Source organism: Comamonas avium, assembly GCF_014836675.1.
GTDB classification, from domain to species: Bacteria; Pseudomonadota; Gammaproteobacteria; order Burkholderiales; family Burkholderiaceae_C; genus Comamonas; species Comamonas avium.
This window is the reverse complement of record NZ_JACSQK010000006.1, coordinates 390,364-411,885: the sequence shown is the minus strand read 5'-3', so window position 1 is coordinate 411,885 and position 21,522 is coordinate 390,364. Positions and strand designations below refer to the sequence as shown.

The 21,522-nt window shown below is 55.7% G+C and carries 17 protein-coding genes and 2 pseudogenes; 3 read left to right on the top strand and 16 right to left on the bottom strand.

The window, feature by feature from the left end; all coding sequences use genetic code 11:
- From H9646_RS14365 to H9646_RS14315, 11 genes and pseudogenes are all read right to left on the bottom strand, one after another.
- Nucleotides 1-3,341, bottom strand: a 3,341-nt coding sequence (locus tag H9646_RS14365) for an autotransporter-associated beta strand repeat-containing protein (RefSeq protein ID WP_191724043.1), incomplete at its 3' end; no start/stop codon positions are given.
- Between the two features lie 318 nt (nt 3,342-3,659).
- Nucleotides 3,660-4,109 (bottom strand): hypothetical protein, encoded by a 450-nt coding sequence (locus tag H9646_RS14360; RefSeq protein ID WP_191724042.1) that lies wholly within the window; start codon nt 4,107-4,109, stop codon nt 3,660-3,662.
- Complete coding sequence (locus tag H9646_RS14355) at nt 4,106-4,576, bottom strand: lysozyme (protein WP_191724041.1); 471 nt, start codon at nt 4,574-4,576, stop codon at nt 4,106-4,108. Before H9646_RS14355 ends, H9646_RS14360 begins: the two co-directional genes overlap by 4 nt.
- Before the next feature lie 92 nt (nt 4,577-4,668).
- The gene (locus H9646_RS18595) at nt 4,669-4,791 is read right to left on the bottom strand and encodes a hypothetical protein (protein ID WP_263598956.1); all 123 of its coding nucleotides are present in this window, start codon (nt 4,789-4,791) and stop codon (nt 4,669-4,671) included.
- Between the two features lie 216 nt (nt 4,792-5,007).
- Nucleotides 5,008-7,029 (bottom strand): acyltransferase family protein, encoded by a 2,022-nt coding sequence (locus H9646_RS14345; RefSeq protein WP_225214209.1) that lies wholly within the window; start codon nt 7,027-7,029, stop codon nt 5,008-5,010.
- Between the two features lie 75 nt (nt 7,030-7,104).
- The gene (locus tag H9646_RS14340; RefSeq protein WP_191724039.1) at nt 7,105-8,232 is read right to left on the bottom strand and encodes a right-handed parallel beta-helix repeat-containing protein; all 1,128 of its coding nucleotides are present in this window, start codon (nt 8,230-8,232) and stop codon (nt 7,105-7,107) included.
- Nucleotides 8,233-8,468: 236 nt separating this feature from the next.
- A pseudogene (locus H9646_RS14335) lies at nt 8,469-8,729 on the bottom strand (hypothetical protein); the annotation flags it as partial.
- 211 nt (nt 8,730-8,940) lie between these two features.
- Nucleotides 8,941-10,128, bottom strand: a complete 1,188-nt coding sequence (locus H9646_RS14330; RefSeq protein ID WP_191724038.1) for a c-type cytochrome — start codon at nt 10,126-10,128, stop codon at nt 8,941-8,943.
- Entirely contained in the window at nt 10,128-11,000 is an 873-nt protein-coding gene (locus tag H9646_RS14325; RefSeq protein WP_191724037.1) for an ABC transporter ATP-binding protein, read from the bottom strand. Before H9646_RS14325 ends, H9646_RS14330 begins: the two co-directional genes overlap by 1 nt.
- Nucleotides 10,994-11,998, bottom strand: a complete 1,005-nt coding sequence (locus H9646_RS14320; protein ID WP_191724036.1) for an ABC transporter permease — start codon at nt 11,996-11,998, stop codon at nt 10,994-10,996. Before H9646_RS14320 ends, H9646_RS14325 begins: the two co-directional genes overlap by 7 nt.
- Nucleotides 11,995-13,020 (bottom strand): ABC transporter substrate-binding protein, encoded by a 1,026-nt coding sequence (locus tag H9646_RS14315; protein ID WP_191724035.1) that lies wholly within the window; start codon nt 13,018-13,020, stop codon nt 11,995-11,997. The genes H9646_RS14320 and H9646_RS14315 overlap by 4 nt, the downstream gene beginning before the upstream one ends.
- 227 nt (nt 13,021-13,247) lie before the next feature.
- Between H9646_RS14315 and H9646_RS14310 the strand changes: the two genes are divergently transcribed.
- The 3 genes from H9646_RS14310 to H9646_RS14300 are packed head-to-tail and all read left to right on the top strand — an operon-like array spanning nt 13,248 to nt 16,278.
- Entirely contained in the window at nt 13,248-13,829 is a 582-nt protein-coding gene (locus tag H9646_RS14310) for an OsmC family protein (RefSeq protein ID WP_191724034.1), read from the top strand.
- Complete coding sequence (locus H9646_RS14305; RefSeq protein ID WP_191724033.1) at nt 13,826-15,181, top strand: O-acetylhomoserine aminocarboxypropyltransferase/cysteine synthase family protein; 1,356 nt, start codon at nt 13,826-13,828, stop codon at nt 15,179-15,181. Before H9646_RS14310 ends, H9646_RS14305 begins: the two co-directional genes overlap by 4 nt.
- The gene (locus tag H9646_RS14300; RefSeq protein WP_191724032.1) at nt 15,178-16,278 is read left to right on the top strand and encodes an isopenicillin N synthase family dioxygenase; all 1,101 of its coding nucleotides are present in this window, start codon (nt 15,178-15,180) and stop codon (nt 16,276-16,278) included. The genes H9646_RS14305 and H9646_RS14300 overlap by 4 nt, the downstream gene beginning before the upstream one ends.
- 317 nt (nt 16,279-16,595) lie before the next feature.
- Here the strand turns inward: H9646_RS14300 and H9646_RS18665 are convergent, their stop codons facing one another.
- From H9646_RS18665 to H9646_RS14280, 5 genes and pseudogenes are all read right to left on the bottom strand, one after another.
- Nucleotides 16,596-17,198: an alkylhydroperoxidase domain protein gene (locus H9646_RS18665; RefSeq protein ID WP_318244928.1), complete on the bottom strand. Its 603-nt coding sequence runs from the start codon at nt 17,196-17,198 to the stop codon at nt 16,596-16,598.
- Nucleotides 17,199-17,270: 72 nt separating this feature from the next.
- Nucleotides 17,271-17,888: pseudogene (locus H9646_RS18660) on the bottom strand (CMD domain protein); the annotation flags it as partial.
- 15 nt (nt 17,889-17,903) lie between these two features.
- The gene (locus tag H9646_RS14290; RefSeq protein WP_191724076.1) at nt 17,904-18,998 is read right to left on the bottom strand and encodes a putative FMN-dependent luciferase-like monooxygenase; all 1,095 of its coding nucleotides are present in this window, start codon (nt 18,996-18,998) and stop codon (nt 17,904-17,906) included.
- Nucleotides 18,931-20,682 (bottom strand): dipeptide ABC transporter ATP-binding protein, encoded by a 1,752-nt coding sequence (locus H9646_RS14285; protein ID WP_191724030.1) that lies wholly within the window; start codon nt 20,680-20,682, stop codon nt 18,931-18,933. The genes H9646_RS14290 and H9646_RS14285 overlap by 68 nt, the downstream gene beginning before the upstream one ends.
- Nucleotides 20,679-21,467, bottom strand: a complete 789-nt coding sequence (locus tag H9646_RS14280) for an ABC transporter permease (protein WP_225214225.1) — start codon at nt 21,465-21,467, stop codon at nt 20,679-20,681. Before H9646_RS14280 ends, H9646_RS14285 begins: the two co-directional genes overlap by 4 nt.
- Nucleotides 21,468-21,522: the final 55 nt, after the last annotated feature.

Here is a 21,522-nt window from a genome sequence, read left to right as displayed (position 1 = left end):
CCCGTCAGCGTCAATGCGCCAGCACCGGTCTTGGTCAGGCTGCCGCTGCCGCTGATGGCTTGCGCCAAGGTGGCATCAGTTGTTTGGTTCAACTGCAGCGCTGCGTTGTTGACGATAGCGCCGCTGCCCAAGCTACCGGCTGAGGCTAACAAGGAACCTTCAGAGATGGTGGTGGTGCCCGTAGAGGTATTGGCGCCAGTTAGCGCCAGCGCACCAGCGCCTGTCTTGGTCAGGCCGCCGCTGCCACTGATGGCTTGCGCCAAGCTGCTGGCCGTAGCTTGGTTCAGCACCAACTCAGCATTATTAACAATGGCTCCTTTGCCCAAGAGCTCTGCAGAGGCCATCAAGGTACCTTCACTGATGATGGTGCCTCCGGTGAAGGTGTTGTTACCAGTCAGCGTCAGCGTGCCTGTACCAGTCTTGATCAAATTACCGCTACCAGTGATGGCTTGCGTCAAGGTACCGTCAACAGACTGGTTCAACTCCAGCGCTGCATCGTTATTGATGAAGCCGCTGCCCAAACTGCCCACAGAAGCCACCAACTTGCCAGCGTTGATGGTGGTGCCACCAATATAGTTGTTCGCACCGCTCAGCACCAAGGTAGCCGATCCGTTCTTTGTCAAGCTGCCATTACCAGTCACATCACCTGTCAGTGTCAAATCATTGCTGCCTGCAACCGTCAAAGCACCATTGAGCATCACATCATTGGCCAAACTCACCGTCTTGTTGCTGTCCAGCAAAGTGCCGCCAGCAGTAGTCAATGTACCGGTACCCAGCGCTGCATCGCTGCCAACCACAAGCGTGCCGCCGTTAAGCGCTGTACCGCCTGTATAGGTGTTATTGCCTGAAAGCACCAGCGTGCCCGCACCCGCCTTGGTCAGCGTGCTACCGTTCCAGTTGCTGTTGGATGCTTGGTCCGTCAGTGCCGCACCCACATCAAACTGGTCAGTTGCCTGAGCCAATGTGAACGTGCCATGGGCCAAATTGTTCTTCGCCCCCCAAGCCATCTCATGGGTAGCAACATACTGCTTGCCGTCTTGCGATTTTTGGGTGACCAGCGTGAGGTAATCCACCGCCCCACTAAAGCCACCAATGTTAACGGTGCTGAAATCACCAGTAATTCCCGACAAGGTTGATATCAACACATGATCCGCCGTATAGCTGCCGATGCCCGCAAGGTTGAACTGCACGCCGTTCGCAATACCCAGACTGCCAGCAGTCAATGAAGGAGCTGTTGCCCCTGTGGCATCCAATGACAGCGTGGAGTTATTAGCCAGCGTCACCGCACCCTGCACTGAAGTGGTAGCTTTAATGCCCAGCGCCGCGTCACTGTTCACGGTCATCCCGCTACCCAGTTGATGGCCGGTACTACCCGCAAACACCAAGGTGCCAGAGGCCACTATGGTGGTGCCGCTATAGCTGCTATTGCCACCCAAGGTCGTAGTGCCACTGCCGTTTTTGATCAGGCCACCACCCGTGCCACTGATGTTGCCAGCAAAGGTGGTGCTAACGGCAGAACCAAAGGTCAAAGTGTTGGCACCCAAAACTAAATTCGAGCCCGCCGCACCAAGCAGCGCGCCCACGGTTTGATTACTGCCATTCGACATGTCGAATGTGCTGCCCGCACCAGACAGGCTTAGCGCGCTTGTTGCCGACAAGCTTCCACCAGCACCCAAGGCCAATGTGCCAGCTTGGATGATGGTGCCACCGGTGTAGCTGTTGGCGCCGCTCAGGGTCAGGGTACCAGACCCGGTTTTAACCAGCGAGCCACTGCCGGAGGTAGCACCACTCAAGGTCAGTGCGGCTCCATTACTCACAGTCAGCCCAGCGTTGAGTTGAATGTTGTTGGCAACCGACATCCCCGCGCTGTTTTGCAAGGTGGAAGCACTGTTGACAGTGACCGTGCCGCTACCAAGCGCCCCGGCATTACCCAGTTGTGTTACACCGCCAGCTAACGTGGTAGACGCATGGCTATTCCAGCCATTCAGAATCAGGGTACCGGTGCCGCTCTTGTTCAGCGCGCCACTACCACTGATTGCGCCATCTAGTGTCAGCTTGTAACTGCCAGAAACAGTCAGGCCAGTGCCGCTAATGTCAATGAGGTTGTTCAGCGTCACCGCAGGCGCGCCGGCCAGCAGGTTGCCGCCAGCGCTAGCGATGGTTCCAGTCCCTAGGGCCGCATTGTTGTTGATCGCCAGGATGCCGCCATTGAGCCTGGTGGATGTAGTACCGGTCAGCACTTCACCATCCATCGACCAGGTGCCACTATTTACTGTCAGATTGCTGAAGTTGACATAAGTCGCGTTGGAAATCGTGCCACTTCCGTTTGTACCCGCACCGGTACCTGTCTCACTGTTCTGCAGGACTAGGATGTTGGATTTGCCGGCACCGCCATCGATCGTGCCGGTCGCGGCGAAGTTGACCAGCGAGAAGCCGACCACGGGCAAGGACTGGCCCAAACCTGCTCCCTGCTTCACTTGCGAGCCAGTTACAGCCACAAATCTGTTGACAAGGCCATTGGCCCCCAAGGACAAACTGCCAGTCAGGGTACCGGCGTTGATGAACGAGTTGCCGTAGACCCCTTCTGGGGAGGACGTACCTTGCGCTGTGCCTTGAAACGCGATGCGGCCGGTAATATCTCCGCCAAAGGAGTTTGTGAAAATCACCTTACCGCCACCTTGGACCGAAATCACCGGGATGTCAGGCTCAAACACGTTCCCCCCGATGAGCGGTTTAGCTCCAATTGTCCCGCTGTTAGTAATTGTGGTTGTCCCCCCCGCGCCGTTCTGTGCCTGAATCGCCATACCACCAAGGCCAAGCAGAGCAGGACCCTGTGTGCCCGATGTGCCGAGAATTACCCCGGAATTGTTGATGTTCAAAATGTTGTTGTTGGCATTGCCGATCACCACTGCCGTGCTCAACGAGGGCGCCGACGAGAGCAACGAGGGGTCAATCGTGCCCTTGTTGTCGAGTGTGGTGTGATTGCCAGTGAGAGTCAAAGAAGTGCCAAGTCCATAGATCTGAGCACCCGGCTCCACCGTGACCCTCATATTGCTGAGCGCACTGTTCACGTTCACCATCACGCCAGTGCAACTGGTGCTTACGGCAGTGGAGAAGAACGGAGTACAAGCCGCCAGCGCGACTGGTACGGCACCCCATAAACCCCATACAGCTGTCAGTGCAACCGTCAATTGTTGCAACCGCGCCTTGCGGCGTTGCGTTGGCTGGCCACAAGAGATGCTTTCGTTGACGCAGCCTGCACCTGCTGTGCGGGCCGTTTCAGGAGCTGCAACCCAGCAGCCCAGCGTGGCGTTCCAAATAGATCGATAAATGTGATTCATACAGACAGACCTGTCAGTGTTGATTTTTTATGCATGTGCACCAAAGGCCAGTTGCTCACGGACTTTGGTTATTTCAAACGGACAGAAAATTAACAACTTTTTACAACCACGTCTATCACTGAAACCAGTTATTTTGGGGTGATGTGCCATACAGACAGTCACGCTATTGGTTGATTGCGCTTCATTGAAAAATCATATAGATCACCAAAATCCAACAGCCTGTGCTATGCGCTAACAAAAGAAAAACCACCCTCCACTGCGCTTGCTCACAGCGATTAAGGCTGGTCATTTTTTCTTTTTCCGTACATTTTATGGAGGTCAATTCACAGGCCATGCTGCCCTGCAGACTCTTGCATCAAGGGCGTGACCGTCAGCTTTTGCAGCCAGTTCTGTGTATCGCTGGCTGCACTGTCCGAGTAGCTTGTTTGCGGTTGCGGCATAGTCTCTGACGGCGGCGGAGGAAGCCGTGGCAATGCGCTTGTCGGCTTCAGTGAGTTGCTCGCGCAGCCGGCCAGCATTGCGAGTGGCAACAGCAGCAGCGCCAGCCAGGCGTGCTTGTTCTTGAATAGATGCATTGAGTGCCCCTTGGTAATTGGTATCGATGGCTTGGGCCACAGCAAAGGTGCCAGCATCACGTGCGGCCAGCTCTTGGGTGTGGGCCAGCTTGGTCTGTGCAATGTCTTGGCCCAGCCGCCAGCCGTTGGCTGCCCAGCCACCGCCAAAGATGAAAGCGGCCCCCACGACGGCAGCAATGGTTTGTGGCTTCATGCCAAGCCCCCTTCACACATCTGGCGCTCTGCAGCACGGCGCTGAACCAGCCCTGGCAGCTGCTTGCCGCCGGCAAACGTCCAGCGACTGAGTTCTGCACACGCACCTTGCATGTCGCCCGTATTGGCTTTGCGCACAAGGGTGGATTTGCAAAATGCACCCTCCCCCACGTTGAATGCAAAGCTGAGAAAGGCGGCGCGCTGGTCATCTGTGAGCGGTTGGGAGATGCAGCCCAGCGCATCGGCATGCTGCACCAGGTCTTGATAGAGCATGTCCTGGCACTGCTGGCGCGTGAAGGTTTGGCCCATGCGCAGCTCTGGGCCTGTATGGCCGGTGCAGGCGGTGATGATGCCAATGGGGTCACGGTAGGTGCGCAGCACGGTGCCTTCGTACGTGGCCACCAAGGGCACCACAGATACGGCGGCGGCAGCGCCGATGGCGGCGATGAGTTTTTGCTTGAAGTTCATTTGGGGTAGATCCCTTTTGCTGCATTCCACGCGGCGACAAGGGTTACGCCCAAAGCAACGATGGCAGCAGTTGGCCGAGCCAGCTTGCCAAATCAGTTGAGCACCTTGAATGCGCCCTTCATCGCAATGAAGAATTCCAGCAGTTCAGCCAGTTGCTGCTTGAGTTCACTCAATTCCTGGCGCGTCTTACCCAGCTCCCGCTCAATTGCTGCCATGCGCTCACTCCCTTTGTCGAATCGTTCGTTGATCTGGCGACGCGTGAGCGCCGGCTACTCGTTGCCGTAATCGTCCATAGCCCTCCCGAGCCTTAAAAAAGCTTTGCGTGCGTCAAATTCGCCTTGTGCTGGTGCAATCCACAAAGGACTGCGCTGCACGCGGGCGTAAAAAAACCCGCCGTAGCGGGTTTAAATTTGATATTGGATGCGATGCATCTATGGCTTATTTATCAATTTATAAAGTGAATCCCCCAAGTACTTAGATCCATCTTTCGACAAATGCTGTCCATCTCTATAAAGCATTTTCCCATCTTTTATTGGAGAGCAAAAATCTCCATCTTTATCGCACAGAGCTTCAGCAGGATCAAAAACCCTAATTTGAGGAAATTTCTTTATCAAATCGTCAAGCAATTGATTATATTCAAGGCCATATTGAACATGGCTCGAGTATTTCTCCCCGCATAAACTATTGTCTTTTTGCCGGAATGGTCTAGTGATGCAATTTTTCAATTCAAAGGAAAGATAAGGATTGTTTTTTACGAAAACAACTGTCTTTCCTTTGGAAATAATTTCATTCATAACCCCAGAGAATGTGGTATTTACGTGATTATTAAAATCGATTCTTGAAGAAAATTTTTCTTTGCTACCCAATCCATATCCAAGGTCAAGAGGGTGCGCATCTTCAGAATATACACGGGGGAAAGATGAAAAAACAACAGTATTAATATTACTGTCATTCTTAGCAAAATCTAGCATCTTCTTGGTTACACGAAGGCAGCTATCAAAATCAAACCTATTAGAGAAACCAAAGAATGCAGCACAACCGCCTTGCGTATACGCAAGAACTGATTCCTCTGAATTTTTTGTTTGTTCCTCTAGGCCAAAATAATACTGCCAAGCAATAGAATCCCCAATTAATAGAATAGATGGATTTTTATCTTTAGAAATTCTGCAAAATTCTGCATCCTCACCTATTTTATTTTGGCAAAGAATGTCTTTTTGATCACCGTTCCAGCCAAATTGCGAAATCATGCTATTTGTATTTGCCGGTCTATCAGGGAACCCGTCAAATTTGTATATAAAAACTCCTACCGCAAAAACCAAACAACCCAAAAAGACAAGAATCGACGTCTTCAGAGCACCACCATGACGCATTGGCTTTTCAATAAATTTGAATGTTACCCATGATAAAATCAATGCAGCTACTACTGACAACGACCGTACAAGAATAGACGGTGTATCTCCCTGTATTATTCTTGGAAAGACAAGCAGCGGCCAATGCCAGAGATATAGAGGAAAGCTTATTAAGCCTACCCAGACGAACAATTTGCTAGATAAAACAACTCTATTTATCCATGCATTTTCACCCGCCAATATAACAAAAACAGAGCCCAAGACTGGGTATATTGCCCACCACCCCGGAAATTTCTTTGTCTCATCTATTGCATAAAAACCCAATAGAATAAGAAAAACACCAAATATAGAAAATATATTTTCTAGTGTTCTTTTACCTTTATACGCTTCTGCATTGAAAATTATTCTTGAAATAAAAATATTAATTTTTAGCTTCAAGGAATTTTTATTCTCTTTCTTTGAAAGAATGAAGCAAGCAAGAATTCCGCCAGCAACCAACTCCCAAGCTCTATAAGGAAGCAGGTAAAATACCGTTTCTGGAATGATTTTTATATTAATTAAATTCAAGGTCAGAGAAGCCAAAAAAACTCCAACCATAATAGTTAGAATATTTAATCTAAGCCTCCAGGAGATCCAGATTATCAGAGGAAACAATAAATAGAATTGTTCTTCTATCCCAAGGCTCCACAGATGTAAAAGCGGCTTCAGTTCTGCTGAAGAATCAAAATATCCAGACTCGCTCCAGTATGCAATATTGGACACAAATCCAATGCCTGAGCTTATATGCTTCCCAAGCTGCTTGTATTCATCAGGAAGTAGCGAAAACCATCCAAACACTACGCATGAGATCAGAATAAAAATTAATGCGGGAAAAATTCTCTTTATCCGCCTAGAATAAAAATCTATAAAGCTAAAAGAACCATGGTTTAGATTTTTTATAATAATTGATGTTATTAAAAACCCAGAGATTACGAAAAAAATATCTACACCAACGAATCCACCTCTAATTGCATTAGGAAAAGCATGGAATAATACCACTGCCATTACCGCCACTGCCCGCAATCCATCTATGTCCGGCCTATATGCAGAACGATTAATTTCCATGCTCATTTAGTAACTTTAAAAGTTTTTAGAATCAAATATTTAGAGCCGCCATCAAGATCAATCATGGAGGCTCTGTTATGTTTCAACACGCCCAAAAGGCCTCCACCCACCCGGCGATCCTCCATTCACACATACCCAGCCCATCGGGCCACCCGGGGCGGGATACAGACTGTGCACCCTGCTACCTTGCCGCCATGTGCCGGATGTGGGCGCTGCTGCGCCGAAAAGCTCCCCAGGCATCGTCCCGCGCTGCAAATCACTTGGCAAATTGTAGATGGCATCATCACCCTGAGCGCTCGACATCGGGCCAGGCAGGAGGAATCGGATCTGTCCGCCATGAAGACGCAAGGAAGGCTCTGCCCCCCCAGATAGAGCGTTGTCTATCACTGTGAGTGATTCACCTCCTTGTGCGATCCACATTGCATAGCTCATGCTTTCTGTGCCGCGCACCACGTTGCTTGCTATGAAGTGCTCTGTCCCATCTTGAACAAATATCCCCACTTGGTAATCGACACCACGCAACCCGGCTCCGGGATTGATGATGGTGTTACCAACATAAGTCATGTCGCCACTGGCTGCATCAAAAATGCCACATTCCTCTGCATTCATCGTCGTGTTTCCAGTCCCAGTGACGCCGCCGCAACCGATGAACTCATATCCATGGCGACCGGATGAGTACACAGAATTCCCGCAGACTGCTGCTCCGCGAACGTAACGCAACGAGATGCCGTCTTGGCCTGCGGCATAGACGGAATTTCCTGTCACCGACACAGCAGACGTGGCCCTCTGCGGAAGTGGTGCTGTGTTTATGACGCAGATCGCAGTGTTGCCCGACGAATAGACGCTGTTGCCCGTGATATTGATGTTGTTGGCGTCTAGACCAAAGCCGTCATACAGCTGCACTTTGATGCCAGTTCCGTGCCTACCGGTATTGCGAATCACGTTGCCGGAAACCACAACAGCAGAAAGCCCTGTATCAGGGTAAAGCCCGTGCTCATTGACGAGGTCATGGATAGTGTTACAAGTCACCGCAACATTCTGCGAACCCTGCGTGATAATGCCGCCCTGCGTCGTTCCAGTGACCAGATTCCCCGTCACGATGACGTTCGTCCCGCCGAGTGTGAACCCGGTTGTATTGCGCATGCTGATGTCCGAGAAGTAGTCCGGCCCCGACCCCCTCACGCGATTTTTTCTGAAAGTCACGTTGTTTGCACCGGCAGTAAGCCGTTTATTTCTCGTTATTAACGCTTATTCCCAATACAAAACAATCACTTATGCAAAGTTAATCACAGCCCAATCACCCTGTGGATTGTGTAAAACTGCACTAATAAAATCAAATACTTGTGCATTAGTTAGGGGACACTTTGCGATAGCCCCTCACGCTCGATACAACGCCCCGATGCAATTAAGCACCGGGGCGTTTTTTTATTTATAGAACTTTAGGGACTTGTCATCACTGGCCAAGCTGCCCGACAGGTTCGCGCATCAAGTGCGTGTCCATCAGCCCCGGCCGTCTGAGGGCGGCCCAGTCCAGTCAATCGATTCAATGTGGCTGCTCGGATGCGCAGCTCGTTGACTTGGCGCTCAAAGGTGCGAGACATCACTCGCTCGTCCAGCCTTTTGATGCAGTTCATCTTCGCTTGCACCAGACTTCGCCGGTGGTAGCCAATCCAGCGCTTTCAGATACTGCGCCCCAAGCGCCCAGAGAAGCCCGGGCGTCGCCCGCGTTTGCCACTGGTAGTGGCAAACCAGGCCATGCGCTTGTCCAACCCAATTGACAGTGATCCACGGGCCTTGAGGGGGGCGTTGTACTGCTTTTCCAGTTCGTGGCCCGGTAGCGAGGCTTGTTGGGAGGGCTCATGCCGCTAGCCTACGGTTTGTGGCACAGCGATTTATGCAACAACGCCCCCATCACTGCAGCCCATGTACGCTCCCGCCTTTGACATAGACAAGAGGCTGGCTGTCCATGCTGCGCAGCAACCGGGTCAAGCTATCTTCTTGTGTCGCTCCTTGCACCACTTCGTTCACACGGCATACCAAATCTGCTTCACTCCAACTGTCTGCACCACGATCATTGCGCGCACGTAACCAGCCAGCTTTATCGGCCAATAACTGCGTTTGCGTAAAATTTTCCGTTCCTGTCAGCCAGAACAATGCCTGCCGTGCTTCCGTCGCCGAAGCGACGACGCAATCGATTTGCGCGGGAATGAAACTGGCACTTTGATCTGCAGGAGGCAGCCACACGGTGAGCATGCGTGGATCAGGCAAAACACTTTTTACATCGGCCAAACCGACCAAACGAACACGCTGCTGCTGCAGATCACTGACCTGTTGCCAAGTTTGGCCCGGGCAGTGAAGTTGCATATTCGGCAATGCAATCGGCATGACCCAGTTACCCGACAGTTGCAGCAGCTGCCCTGCAGCCTGCGCTCGCAAAAAATGCAGCAATTCCCACGTTTGTGCCACCGTCATTTGTGATGCAAAACTAGGCATGCGCTGCTGACCACTGTGCGTAAAAACGCCTTGTCGCACGGTATGAAGCAAATCGCCATCGGTACGCCGCCACAGCAATGGGCCCGTGAAGCTTGGGGGCCATACCGCTTGTTGGGCAGCGATGGGGCCTTGGCCATTACCTGTTGCACCATGACAATCCATGCACAGACGTTGATAGTGCACTGCACCTCTTGCAATAGCCGCATCACTGAACGGCAGCGGATTGTGGTGAAAGCTGCTGGGACTGGCAGGAGTCCAAATCACCTGCGACTGTGGCCACGGAGTGGCAATAACGATCAGCAGCGCGGTCACTAGCAGCGATCCGCGTTTTTTGGAATGGCGCCACCACAAGGCCGCCAATACAAGCAGGCAGATAATTACGACGACGGCCAGCAAGCTCCACGCCATAGCACGGGCTTGGCCAACGTCCAGCAGCAAGTTCTCACCGGCAAGGCGTCGTGACCAAGGCCATGCAGGCTGCCCATCGACGTCTGGCGTCAACCCGACACTGTGCAAAATTTGCAAGAGTGCTTCTTGGCCCGACTGCATGGCATTCAATAGCCACAGCAGCCAAGGCGCATCCTGCGCAACACGATCAGGACTCATCAGGTCACGTCACTCAAGCCCAAATCACGCAGCAGCTGCTGGCGCAACTGTACAAAGCGGGGATCGGTGCGGTGGCGTGGATAAGGCAAATCGACCTGTAGCTCGGCCACCGTTCGTGGGGGACGTGGTGAGAACACTATCACGCGGTTGGCCAAGAAAAGCGCCTCTTCCACGTCGTGCGTGACCAGTAGCACCGAAAAACCTGCTTTTTGCCACAATTTGAGCAACTCGCCTTGCATGGTGAGGCGTGTCAAAGAGTCCAGTTTTCCCAGTGGCTCATCCAAGATGAGCAGTTTCGGCTCATTGACCAAGGCGCGCGCCAGTGCCGCACGTTGCGCCATACCACCTGACAGTTGGTGCGGATAACTACTGGCAAATTCAGTCAGCCCAACCAAGGACAGCGCCTCATCGACCCGCACATACTGCTCCTTGGGGACTTTGCGAGCCTGTAAACCCAAGGCCACGTTGTCACGCACCGTTCGCCATGGAAACAGCGTTGGATCTTGGAACACCACAATACGGGATGGATCGGGCTGCTTGATCGGCTGCTTTTCTTGTGTGATATGCCCTGCACTTGGGGGCTCCAAACCAGCCACCAAGCGCAGCAATGTCGATTTACCACAGCCGCTAGGGCCCAGTAGCGCCACAAACTCGCCGGGCTGCACCTGCAAGCGGACACTATCGAGCACAGGCAAATTGGCGTTGCTCTCTGCGGAACCATTTTTGTGGTTCTGTGCAAAGTGGTGCGACACATTCTTTATGTCAATGAACGCACCTTGCTGTGTCGGGCTGCTGGACTGGACAGCCACGGAATCCAAGGTAGCAGCATCCGAAGACGTTTCCTGCAAAATTTGACGCAGAGCATTCACCATTTCACGGTTCCTTTCTGCCAGCTCAGCAAGCGATCACGTACCGTAAACAACAACGTAATCAAGCCTGAGCACAGCACCGCCATCACCAGCAAGGCACCGTACATATTTGAATAAGCTGCCCAGCCTTGCGCCCACTGCAAGTACCAGCCAAGGCCAGCTTTCACCCCCATCATCTCTGCTGTGATCAGCACCGAGAACGAAGCGCCCAGACCCATGAACAAGCCTACAAACACTTGCGGCAAAGCAGCGGGTATTGCCACATGCAAGACCAAAAACCACTCCGAAGCACCCAGCGTACGGGCAACGTCGTAGTAGCTTTTGCTCACATTGGCGACCCCAGACCATGTCAGCACGGCCACCGGAAAGAAAGTGGCCAGCGCAATCAAAAACACGGCGGCACTGTAACTACTCGGGGCAAAAAAGAATGCCAGAGGCAGCAGGGCTGATGCCGGCACTGGCCCCAAGAAGCGCAGCAATGGGTGCACCCAGTACCCAGCTATGCGCGACCACCCTACCCATACACCCGTGAAAAATCCCACAATACTGCCCAGCACAATGCCGTGCACCAGCAGGCGCAACGAATGTGCTATCGACGTGCCCAGCCTTGCCGTATCGTCCAGATAGACCTCTAGCAAACTTTGCGGAGGTGCAAAAAACGGTGGCGGCAGCACCCCTAGTTTGGCGGTCAGCAATTGCCACAACCCTAGCAAGAGCGGTGCGGCAATCAACCATGCGCCAGCAGCATGCAGCCGAGGCAACCATCCACGCAGTGCAATCAGTGCCAAAGCCACGGCAATTGCCAGTGACAGCACGGCGAACTCGGTGGTATACGCCCAATCGCTAAAGCCAATAGGCTTGTTGGGCCACAGCAAGGTCAACGCACCCAGCAAAGCCCACGCCAAGGCCGCTACTACACCTTGGCGCCATAGGCCCAGGGTTTGCAAGGCTGTGGCCGTGGAGAAGCTCGCTGCCTCCAAGGATGTATGTGCACCGGTCATGACAGGACATCCTGAGTGATGTGGTGCGCAAAACGCACAGGATCGGTACTCTTTTTCAGAATGCCCGCCTCGCGGAAGTCTGCTGCAAACGCCTGCACCTCATCCTGCAGGCGACCACCATGGGGGTGATGTTTGTACGTCAACTCAGCGATCAAGCGCTGCAAATCACTGACCTCAAACTTGGGCGTGTAACGCGCAAAAATCTTGGCAGATTCATTGGGGTTCTCGGCCACGTAATTGGAGGCCTGCGCCAAGGCCCGCACCACGGCAGCAGCACTCTTGCGGTCTTCACGCACAAACTTGGCCCCAGCACCCAGTACGCAGCAAATTTTCTCGGCATACTCGCCCGTTGCACTATTTCCTAGTTCGGCAAACACCCCTGGATTGCGCTTTTCGATGAGGTACAGGTTGGGGTCCCCGTCGGCAATGGCATGGATTTCCCCCTTTTTCACAGCCACATCCAACAAATCGGCCGGAAACACGCGCCACTCAATGTCTTTGTCGATATCTACGCCCTTCTTGGCCAAGTGAATGCCGTAGAACTGCTTGGCAGGACTATTGAGGTCCGATACACCAATCACCTTGCCTTTGAGGGTACGCAAGTCAGTGGTCACACCTGCCGACTTCACTCCAACTAGACGTAAGCAGCCTCCGTGCACGCTGCCCACAATCTTCACATCCAGGCCAGCTTCCAGTGGTTTGATCCAGCGGTGGATCAAACCCACCCCAACTTCCGCCTTGCCAGTGGCCAGTGCTTCCAGCAGCTGGTCAGCCGCGCCACCCCAATTCAACACCTCCACATCCAGACCATTTTGCGTAAAGAAACCACGCTCCAAAGCGATTGGTACGGGCACTTGGCAAAAACTGGCTTGGCTCCAAGCCAAGGTAATCTTGCGCGGCTGTGACCGTGCGACCTGAGGCAGCAGGCCACTGGCAGCACCCACGGTGGCCACACCCGCAGCGGCACCCAGAAAGTGACGGCGCTTCCAAGCATTGCGTTGTTCTTGCGAAAAATCTGCCATATCGTCCCTCGTGATGAAGATAGAAAGTGCTACCACGATAGGTTGCACACCCCTTTGTCACAAGCAACGAAAACAGGTATCGATATACGGAAAACTTCACGTTCTGCCAGGTCTAATTGCTCACAAAAAACGCATAAGCAAACACGCAAAACTTCGTAGCTTTCACCGCGGGTGTGCCCAACCATGGCGTCTTTCCAACCGGTTTACCCATCACACGGAGCATCACCATGGGCCTCAACAACTATCTTTCCCACAAGCGCACTGCCGTCTTGGCGCGCCAGCAACGCGTTGCCGATGGGACCGCTCAGGCCAATCAGCTGCACGCCCACGTCACTGCGGAAGGGCGTAGCGGTATACGCCGTTTGCGCATTCGTGAGCACCAGATCATCAGTGACAGCCCCCATGACTTCGCTGGTTTCAACCTCGGACCATCCTCGCCCGAGTTGCAACTCGGCGTGTTGGGCACCTGTGTGACCCACATTTTTGAAATTCAGGCCGCATTGCTGCAAGTGCCGCTGGACAGCATTGAGGTGGATATTCACGGCACCATTGATCCGCGTGCCGGTCAGCCCGGTCATGAGGCGACGCCCATCTGGCCGCATGACATTCACTACGAGGTGCAACTGCAATCCAGCGCTACTGACACGCAACTGCAAACATTGTTTGATGCCGTGGAAAAGACCTGCCCCATCCTGAACCTGCTGCGCAATCCCCAACAAATTTCGGGCTCATGGGTACGCCAATCAACAAGCGCGACCACCACCGCTCCTACCGCCAGCGCGCACCACCCCGAAGCACTGCACGCATGAGTCAGTCGCCTGCCTCCCACTGGCATGCGGACACCTTGGTGCTGCATTCTGGTTATGACGGCTTGCAGCACCAGCGTAGCGCTGCAGTACCGGTTTACCACTCCACCTCGTACCTGTTTGAGAATGCCCAGCAAGGCGCTGAGCTGTTTGACCTGGTGCAGGAAGGCCACATTTACGCCCGCACCAGCAACCCTACCCAGAGCGTGCTGGAGCAACGCATCACGCAATTGGAAGGTGGCACAGCTGCTCTAGCCGTGGCATCTGGGATGGCGGCGATCGACATTGTGCTGGCCACTTTGGCGCAAGTGGGGGATCACGTCATCGTGGCTTCGACCTTGTACGGAGGCTCACACAATCTGATTGCGCATGTGTTGCAAGGTCGGGGCATCCACAGCACCGTGGTGGCACGGAGCGATCCTGATGCGCTGCACCAAGCGATCACTCCACAGACTAAAGCCGTGTTTGTTGAATCTGTGGGTAACCCATCGGGCGATGTGGCCGATGTGGCCCATATCGCCCACATCGCCCACGCCCAAGGCGTGGCCGTGGTGGTAGACAACACCTGTGCCACACCACTGCTGATCCGCCCCTTCCAACACGGGGCAGATGTGGTTGTGCATTCGGCCACGAAGTACATCGGCGGTCATGGCGTGGTCATGGGGGGCTTGATTGTAGATGGTGGCCGTTTCGACTGGCAGGCACACGCCCAACGCTACCCGCAGCTAACACAGCCAGAACCCGCCTTTCACCAAGTGGTGTTCACCGAACGCTACCCTGAAGCCCCCGTCGTTGCCCGTGCACGCACCGTCATGCTGCGCAATGCCGGCGCCACGCTGGCAGCCAACTCTGCCTTCTTGCTGCTACAGGGATTAGAGACGTTGGCACTGCGCATTGACCGCATCAGCAGCAACACGCGTGCAGTACTGAATTTTCTGCAGGACCTCCCGCAGGTCAGCCACATCCAGCATGTAGCCCACCCCAGTCACCCCGACTATGCCCACGCCAGGCGCTATCTGCACGAGGGCCGCATTCCTGGCTTGCTATCGTTTGAATTGCATGGTGGCCGCGCCAGCGCTCAGCGTTTTTATGATGCCCTGCAACTGTTCCAGCGGTTGGTGAATATTGGTGACAGCAAATCACTGGCCGCCATTCCCGCTGAGACCACCCACCACCTACTGACCGATGCAGAGCTGGCGCGCGCCGGCATTGCACCGGGCTTGGTACGGCTGTCGATGGGCATTGAGCACCCTGACGACCTGCTGGGCGACCTGCGCCAAGCGCTTGCGCACTGTCACACAACCACTTCGGCCACCGTTTCTTCTGCACCTTTCGATTTTCAGGAGTCCTTATGAGCACCATTGCTTCCGCCTTGGCCGCCAGTGCCGCCGTCAATGCCCTGCCGGTCATCAATCTGGAAGAGCTGGGTGACAGCGAGCAACACACGCCCGCGCACAGCCGCCTGGCGCACATTGCGCGTGAGACCGGGTTCTTCTACCTTGAAGGGCACGGTATTTCGCCTGAACACATTGCCCACCTGGAAGCTGCAGCCCGGCAGTTTTTTGCGCTGCCCGCTGCCGCCAAGCAGCAAATCGCGATAGCGCAGACCCGCCACTTTCGTGGCTACACCGGCGTCGGCGGGGAAATCACCCGCCTGCAACCCGACCTGCGCGAACAAATTGACTTTGGTGAAGAGCTGCCGGCCGTGCCACCAAGCCCCGAAACGCCACAGTGGTGGGGACTGCAAGGCCCGAACCAGTGGCCCCAAGCGCAGCCCACTTTGCAATCAGAAATTCTGCTCTGGCTGGACACGACACGTGCCGTGGCACAGCGCCTGCTCAAAGCCTTTCTGGTAGCCCTAGAGCAACCGGCCACTGCACTGAACCAACTGGTGGCCTCGCCGCACAACCATCGCCTCAAGATCATTCATTACCCGGGCCAAGGCAGTGGCCAGCCCGACCAAGGCGTTGGCCCGCACAAGGATGGCGGCTTGCTGACCCTGCTGCTGCAAGACCAAGTCGGTGGTTTGCAAGTGCAAACGCCACAAGGCTGGCTGGATGTGCCACCCCGCAAAAATGCTTTTGTCATCAACATCGGGGAAATGCTGGAGCTGGCTACCAACGGCTACCTGCGCGCCAATGTGCACCGCGTGCGCTCACCCGGCGCCGGGGTCAGCCGCTACTCCATCGCTTACTTCTTTTCACCCAGTCTGCATGCGCACGAGGTGCCGCTTTTAAGCCTGCCCGCGCACCTGGCCAGCCAGGCACGCGGGCCAGAGAGCGATCCGCTCAACCCCTTGTTCAGTCATATTGGCACCAATGCGCTGAAGGGCCGCGTGCGCTCGCACCTTGATGTGGCCCAGCGCTTTTACCCGCAGCAGTATGCAGAGCATCTGGCTGCGCTCGCCAGTCTGGACCCAGTGCAAAAAGAAGCCGCACAGGCTTATGCTTAATAATACTCATCAGATATGCACCTGACCCAGTATTCATAAGCGCTATCAGCTATCAAAATTAAAAGGCAGCTGCAGCTGCCTTTTTTTATCTTTGTCATAACCCCACGGGGTCAAATCACGAAACAGGGACCCGCGACGCTTTAGTCCAAAGTCCTGGCCTCCGTTGATTCGCTGCACGAAAAGCACCACTAGCAACGATGCAAGCACAGCGCCCACCCTGTGCACAATCTCAAACGCCTATTGCTTCATGGGTGAATCATGGGCAAAAAACCTCGATCTCCAACATCGGAGATCGGGGAAATAGGCAACAACCAGAGTTATGCGTACTGAGGCTCACCCAGCGACAGCATCAGGCGGTTGGCCCAGTTAAAGAATGCGGCTGCATGCACCAAATCTGCAGCAGCCTGGGCATCCAGGCCTTGGTTGCGCAAAGCGGCAATGTGATGTGCATTCAAACGCGGTGGGGTTGCGCTCAAAGCCACGCTGGCATCCACAATCGCATTCCAGCGCGGATCCAGGTTGACCTGCACACCCTCATCCAGCAAACGCTGGACATCGTCCTTGCGCCGCGAAAAGTGGCTGGCAAAGCGGGCGTGCACCGAGGCACAGTAAATGCAGCCGTTGTAGCGCGAGGCTGCTGCCGCTGCCAATTCACGTTCTGCCCGCGGCAAGCCCGCCTCAGGGTTGTAGAAGATGTCTTTGTCGGTACGGGTGCGTGCACCCAGTGTGTCCGGATCGCGCGCCAGCAGCCGGAAATACGGCGATTTGGCTCTGGCCGCATCCACAAGGCCAGCAAAGTGGCGCTCTGTCAGAGCGCTCTCATCCAGCGGTTCCAGCCAAGCCTGCCATTGCAGTTCAGCCTGAGTGAAAACGACGGGTGCAGCACCCGCAACAGAGCTTGGCGGAGGGCCTGCGGACACTGTCTGAGAGACGGCGCTACGGGTAGCTGGGACAGCAATAGCCTCGTCCCAGCCTTCCACCAGCACCCGCAGACCCGCCACTACCCGCAGTTGAAAACTCAAAAAAGCAACCAATTGAGACAGCACGACAATGTCGTCAGGCAGCCAGCCAGCAGCCTCCAGCGCACGCACACGTTCGGGCGCCGCGTCACGGGGGTGGAACACCAGAAAATGCGCGTGGTGGAAGGCCGCATACAAACGCTCGCCCAGCACAGCGCGCAGCGCATCAGACAGCTGCAGCTCCAGCCCTTCTTGGTTTTCAATGCTCAGTGGCCCGGCAGGAAATTTCCCGTACGGCCCTTGCGTCACACCGGCAGCCACTGCACTGCGCACCGCAGAAAACCAGGTGGGAGACAGCTCCTGGAGCAACTGCAAATGAAAGTCTGCCGCCTCCGCTTGCTGGTGCAGCAGTGCGACAAAGGCTGCCACTGCATGGCGTTCAGCACGGGTAACCTGGCCCGCAATAGGCTGCGCAGGCGTGAACAACGCATCATGGCTTTTTTGCGCCTGGGAACGCGTTTCCGGCCGAGTGCGGCGCAGATGGTCCAACCAGTCTCCCGGAACAATGTCAGCCAGAAAATCGATCACATCGACATGGTCAATGCGCAATCCCGCCACAACGCCGGATTTTGTATGCGATAGCTCGGTCATGGTTTAACTCCTGTCTTACGCGGGCTGCAGTTCAGATTCGACGGCAGACACGGATGGATTGGCAAAAGCTGGGTTGGAGGCCGTCCATCCCAAAGCTGGCGCCACATATTTGGCAGTCAGCTCCAGTGAACGCAGGATGGCCTCATGCGGTGGATCGATGGAGTGCACCTGGAACACCAGATCGGTCGTGCGCGCCAAGGCGGTATCGGCTTGCAAGGACGCAATCACCTCATCCGGGGTGCCGATGTGCACGTCATAGGCCCGAATCAGCTCTTCCAGCGGTGCATCTGGGCTTACACGTGGGAAAGGTCCTGGCGCTGGCTTGGCATGGCGCACAGCCAAGCGGCGCAAGCCTGTTTCTGCCCAACGCAAGGCATCTTCTGTGCGATCAGTGACGAGCAAAGAACGAGAACCCAGAATGCGTGGAGCCTGCCCTTGCGGCAAAGCGGCCAGATAGGCATCGATGATGGGGTTTTGAATGTCCGACAACGTCAAATGCGGCGCTTGCTCAGGGCGCGGCTGGGTGCGTGAGAGCATCAAACCTTCGCCAGCGGCACCTGCGCGCTGCCCGCCCTCCACAGAGAACGTGGCTTGCCATACGCGCTGCAGCAAATGGGGTGCTGCGGGGTAGATACGCACCCCGCCTTGAAGCGCATCACCACGCCAGGCCGCACGCAAAATCTCGAGATTGCGCCCATACACAGCGCCCCGTTCATGGCTGGCCACACCAAAGGCTTCAAACGACTCCGCCGTACCGCCCGTGCCCAGCCCCACTTCCAGCCGCCCACCAGACAGCAGATCCAGCACTGCGGTGTCTTCGGCCACGCGGATGGCGTTTTCCATGCTCAATGTCACTACACCCGTGCCCAGCCGGATGCGCTGCGTACGCTGCGCGACATGGGCCAAAAATACCAGGGGAGAGGGCAAGCCGCCCTCGTTTTCATGGAAATGGTGCTGTGCCACCCATGCAGAGTCAAAGCCCAGCGCCTCGGCGTGTGCAATCTGCTCGGTCACCAAGCGATAGCGCTCGGCGGCAGGCACATCATCCAGCAAGCGGCTGAAGTAGCCCAGGCGTTTCTTCGGGAATGGGGTGAGATTGGACAAAATCAGTACTCCTTGTGCCAGGAATGGCAGCGATCAGTTCACGGGTGTAATGGCTGCGTGGGTGCAGAAAGACCTGCTCCACCGAGCCCTGCTCTACCACCTTGCCGTGTTGAAGCACGGAGACGGTATGGGCGATCTGGCGCACCACCGATAGGTCATGCGTAACAAACACATAGGTCAATTGCAGTTGCTGCTGCAACGTTTCTAAAAGCTTCAAAATCTGCGCCTGCACGGTTACATCGAGGGCAGATACAGCTTCGTCAAGCACCAATACTTCAGGCTGCAGTACCAAAGCACGGGCGATGGCAACGCGCTGACGCTGCCCGCCAGACAATGCATGGGGCTTGCGCGTCTGTAGCTCACTGGCCAGCGCCACACGGGCCAACGTCTCTTGAACACGCTGACGGCGCACCGCCACAGGCAAGCGATCGAAATTGCGCAACGGCTCTTCAACAATGTCGAACACCGACTGGCGCGGGTCCAGCGATGCGAAAGGGTTCTGGTACACCAGTTGCACCTTGCGCCGAAATTGCCGCAACGCCTCACCACGCAAAGCGGTGACATCCACGCCTGCAATGTGAATCTGCCCTTGCGTTGGCCGCAGCAGTCCCACCAGCGCACGAATAGTGGTGGTCTTGCCCGATCCTGACTCGCCCACAATCGCATGCGTACTGCCACGCTGTACCTGGAAAGACACGCCATCGACCGCCTTGAAGGGTTCAACGTGACCGGGCACCACAAACTGCTGGCGCAGTCCCTGCACCTGAACAGCCCAGTCATCCGTCGTGTTTTCAGGCAACGCTGCCCGGGCAGGCGGAGCAGACAAGGCGGGCGCATCGGCCAGCAACTGGCGTGCGTAGCTGCTTTGCGGCTGGCGCAGCACCTTCAAGGTTTCACCGGCCTCCTGAATACGGCCATGGCGCAGCACCACGATGCGGTGCGAGCGGTCAGCCGCCACACCCAAGTCATGGGTCACCAACAGCACGGCCGTGCCCGTCTCGCGGCGCAGGGTGTCGATCAGATCCAGAATACGACGCTGTACGGTGACGTCCAATGCACTGGTGGGCTCATCCGCAATGATCAGCGCTGGTTTCAAAGCCACGGCCATGGCAATCAATACACGCTGCTTCATGCCCCCTGAAAGTTCATGCGGGTACTGGCGGTAGCGCAGCTCAGGTCGTGTCATGCCCACCTTTCGCAGCAGATCTACCACCTGTTTTTCAATGGCTGTAGCATCGCGCCAGCCATGCAACTGCAGCACCTCAGCCACCTGAGCGCCAATGGTGCGCACCGGGTTCAAAGATGCGCCAGGGTCTTGCGGCACCAGGCTCAACACCCGCCCACGCAGGCTGCGCCACTGCGCCTGCCCGGCATAGGTCACGTCCTGGCCGAGAAGGCGAATGCTTCCACCCACGACCTGACCATTGCTGGGCAGCAGGCCAATAGCGGCCTGCGAGGTGGTGGATTTACCCGAACCCGACTCACCCACCAAGGCCACCACCTCGCCAGGACGCACTGTCAGAGACACACCATGCACAACCTGCCGCAGCTGATCACCTTCACGGTAGGCGATTTGCAGGTTGTCGATTTCCAATACAGCATCGACACCTGAAACCGTAACTGCGGGGAGAACAGGCGGCTGCCCAGCCGTACGCAGCAAACGTTGCCGCCAGAATTGCCAAGCGCTCATGGTTGGCCTCCTGACAATGAAGCGCTGATGCGATTGACCGCCAGCACCATTGCCACGACCACCAGCCCAGGCGCAGTGGTCAGCCACCACGCAGTAGACAAGTAGTTACGCCCCTCTGCAATCAACAGCCCCCACTCGGGAGTGGGTGGTGGAGCGCCATAGCCCAGAAAACCCAGCGTGGCGATCGCCAAAATGGCCGTCCCGAACTGCAGTGCGGCCAACGCCACCACCGATGTCAGCGAATTGGGCAGCACATGCCGCCACAGCACGGCGCTGAAACGTCCGCCGCTGCCGAAGGCCGCTTCCACATACTCCGTTCTGCGCACCCGCACCACCTCTGAGCGCACCAACCGCGCAAAACTGGCCACCGAGGCCACGCCCACGGCAATCGCGGCATTCACCGTACCAAAGCCCAGGACGATGATGATGGTCAGTGACAGCAACAAAGAAGGCACTGCCAGCAGCACATCAACCAGACGCATCAGGGCATCGTCGATGCGCCCTCCTAGCGCACCAGCCAGCAAACCCAAAGTTGTACCCACCACCAAGCCCACACCCACCGCCACCAGTGCCCCAGCCAGCGAGTGCACAGCGCCATGAACCACGCGAGTCCAAACGTCGCGCCCCAAAGCATCCGTCCCCAGCCAATGGCCAGAGCCCGGTGCCTGTAACTGCTGCCCCGCCTGACCGACGAGCGGATCATGGCCGCTGAACCAACCGGGCAAGACGGCCCACAGCAGCACCAAAATGACCACACTCCACGCCAGCCACAATCCTAGAGGCATGCGCGCGGCGCGTCGCAATGCAGCTTGCAAGGCCGGGCGATAAGACCAAGGCACA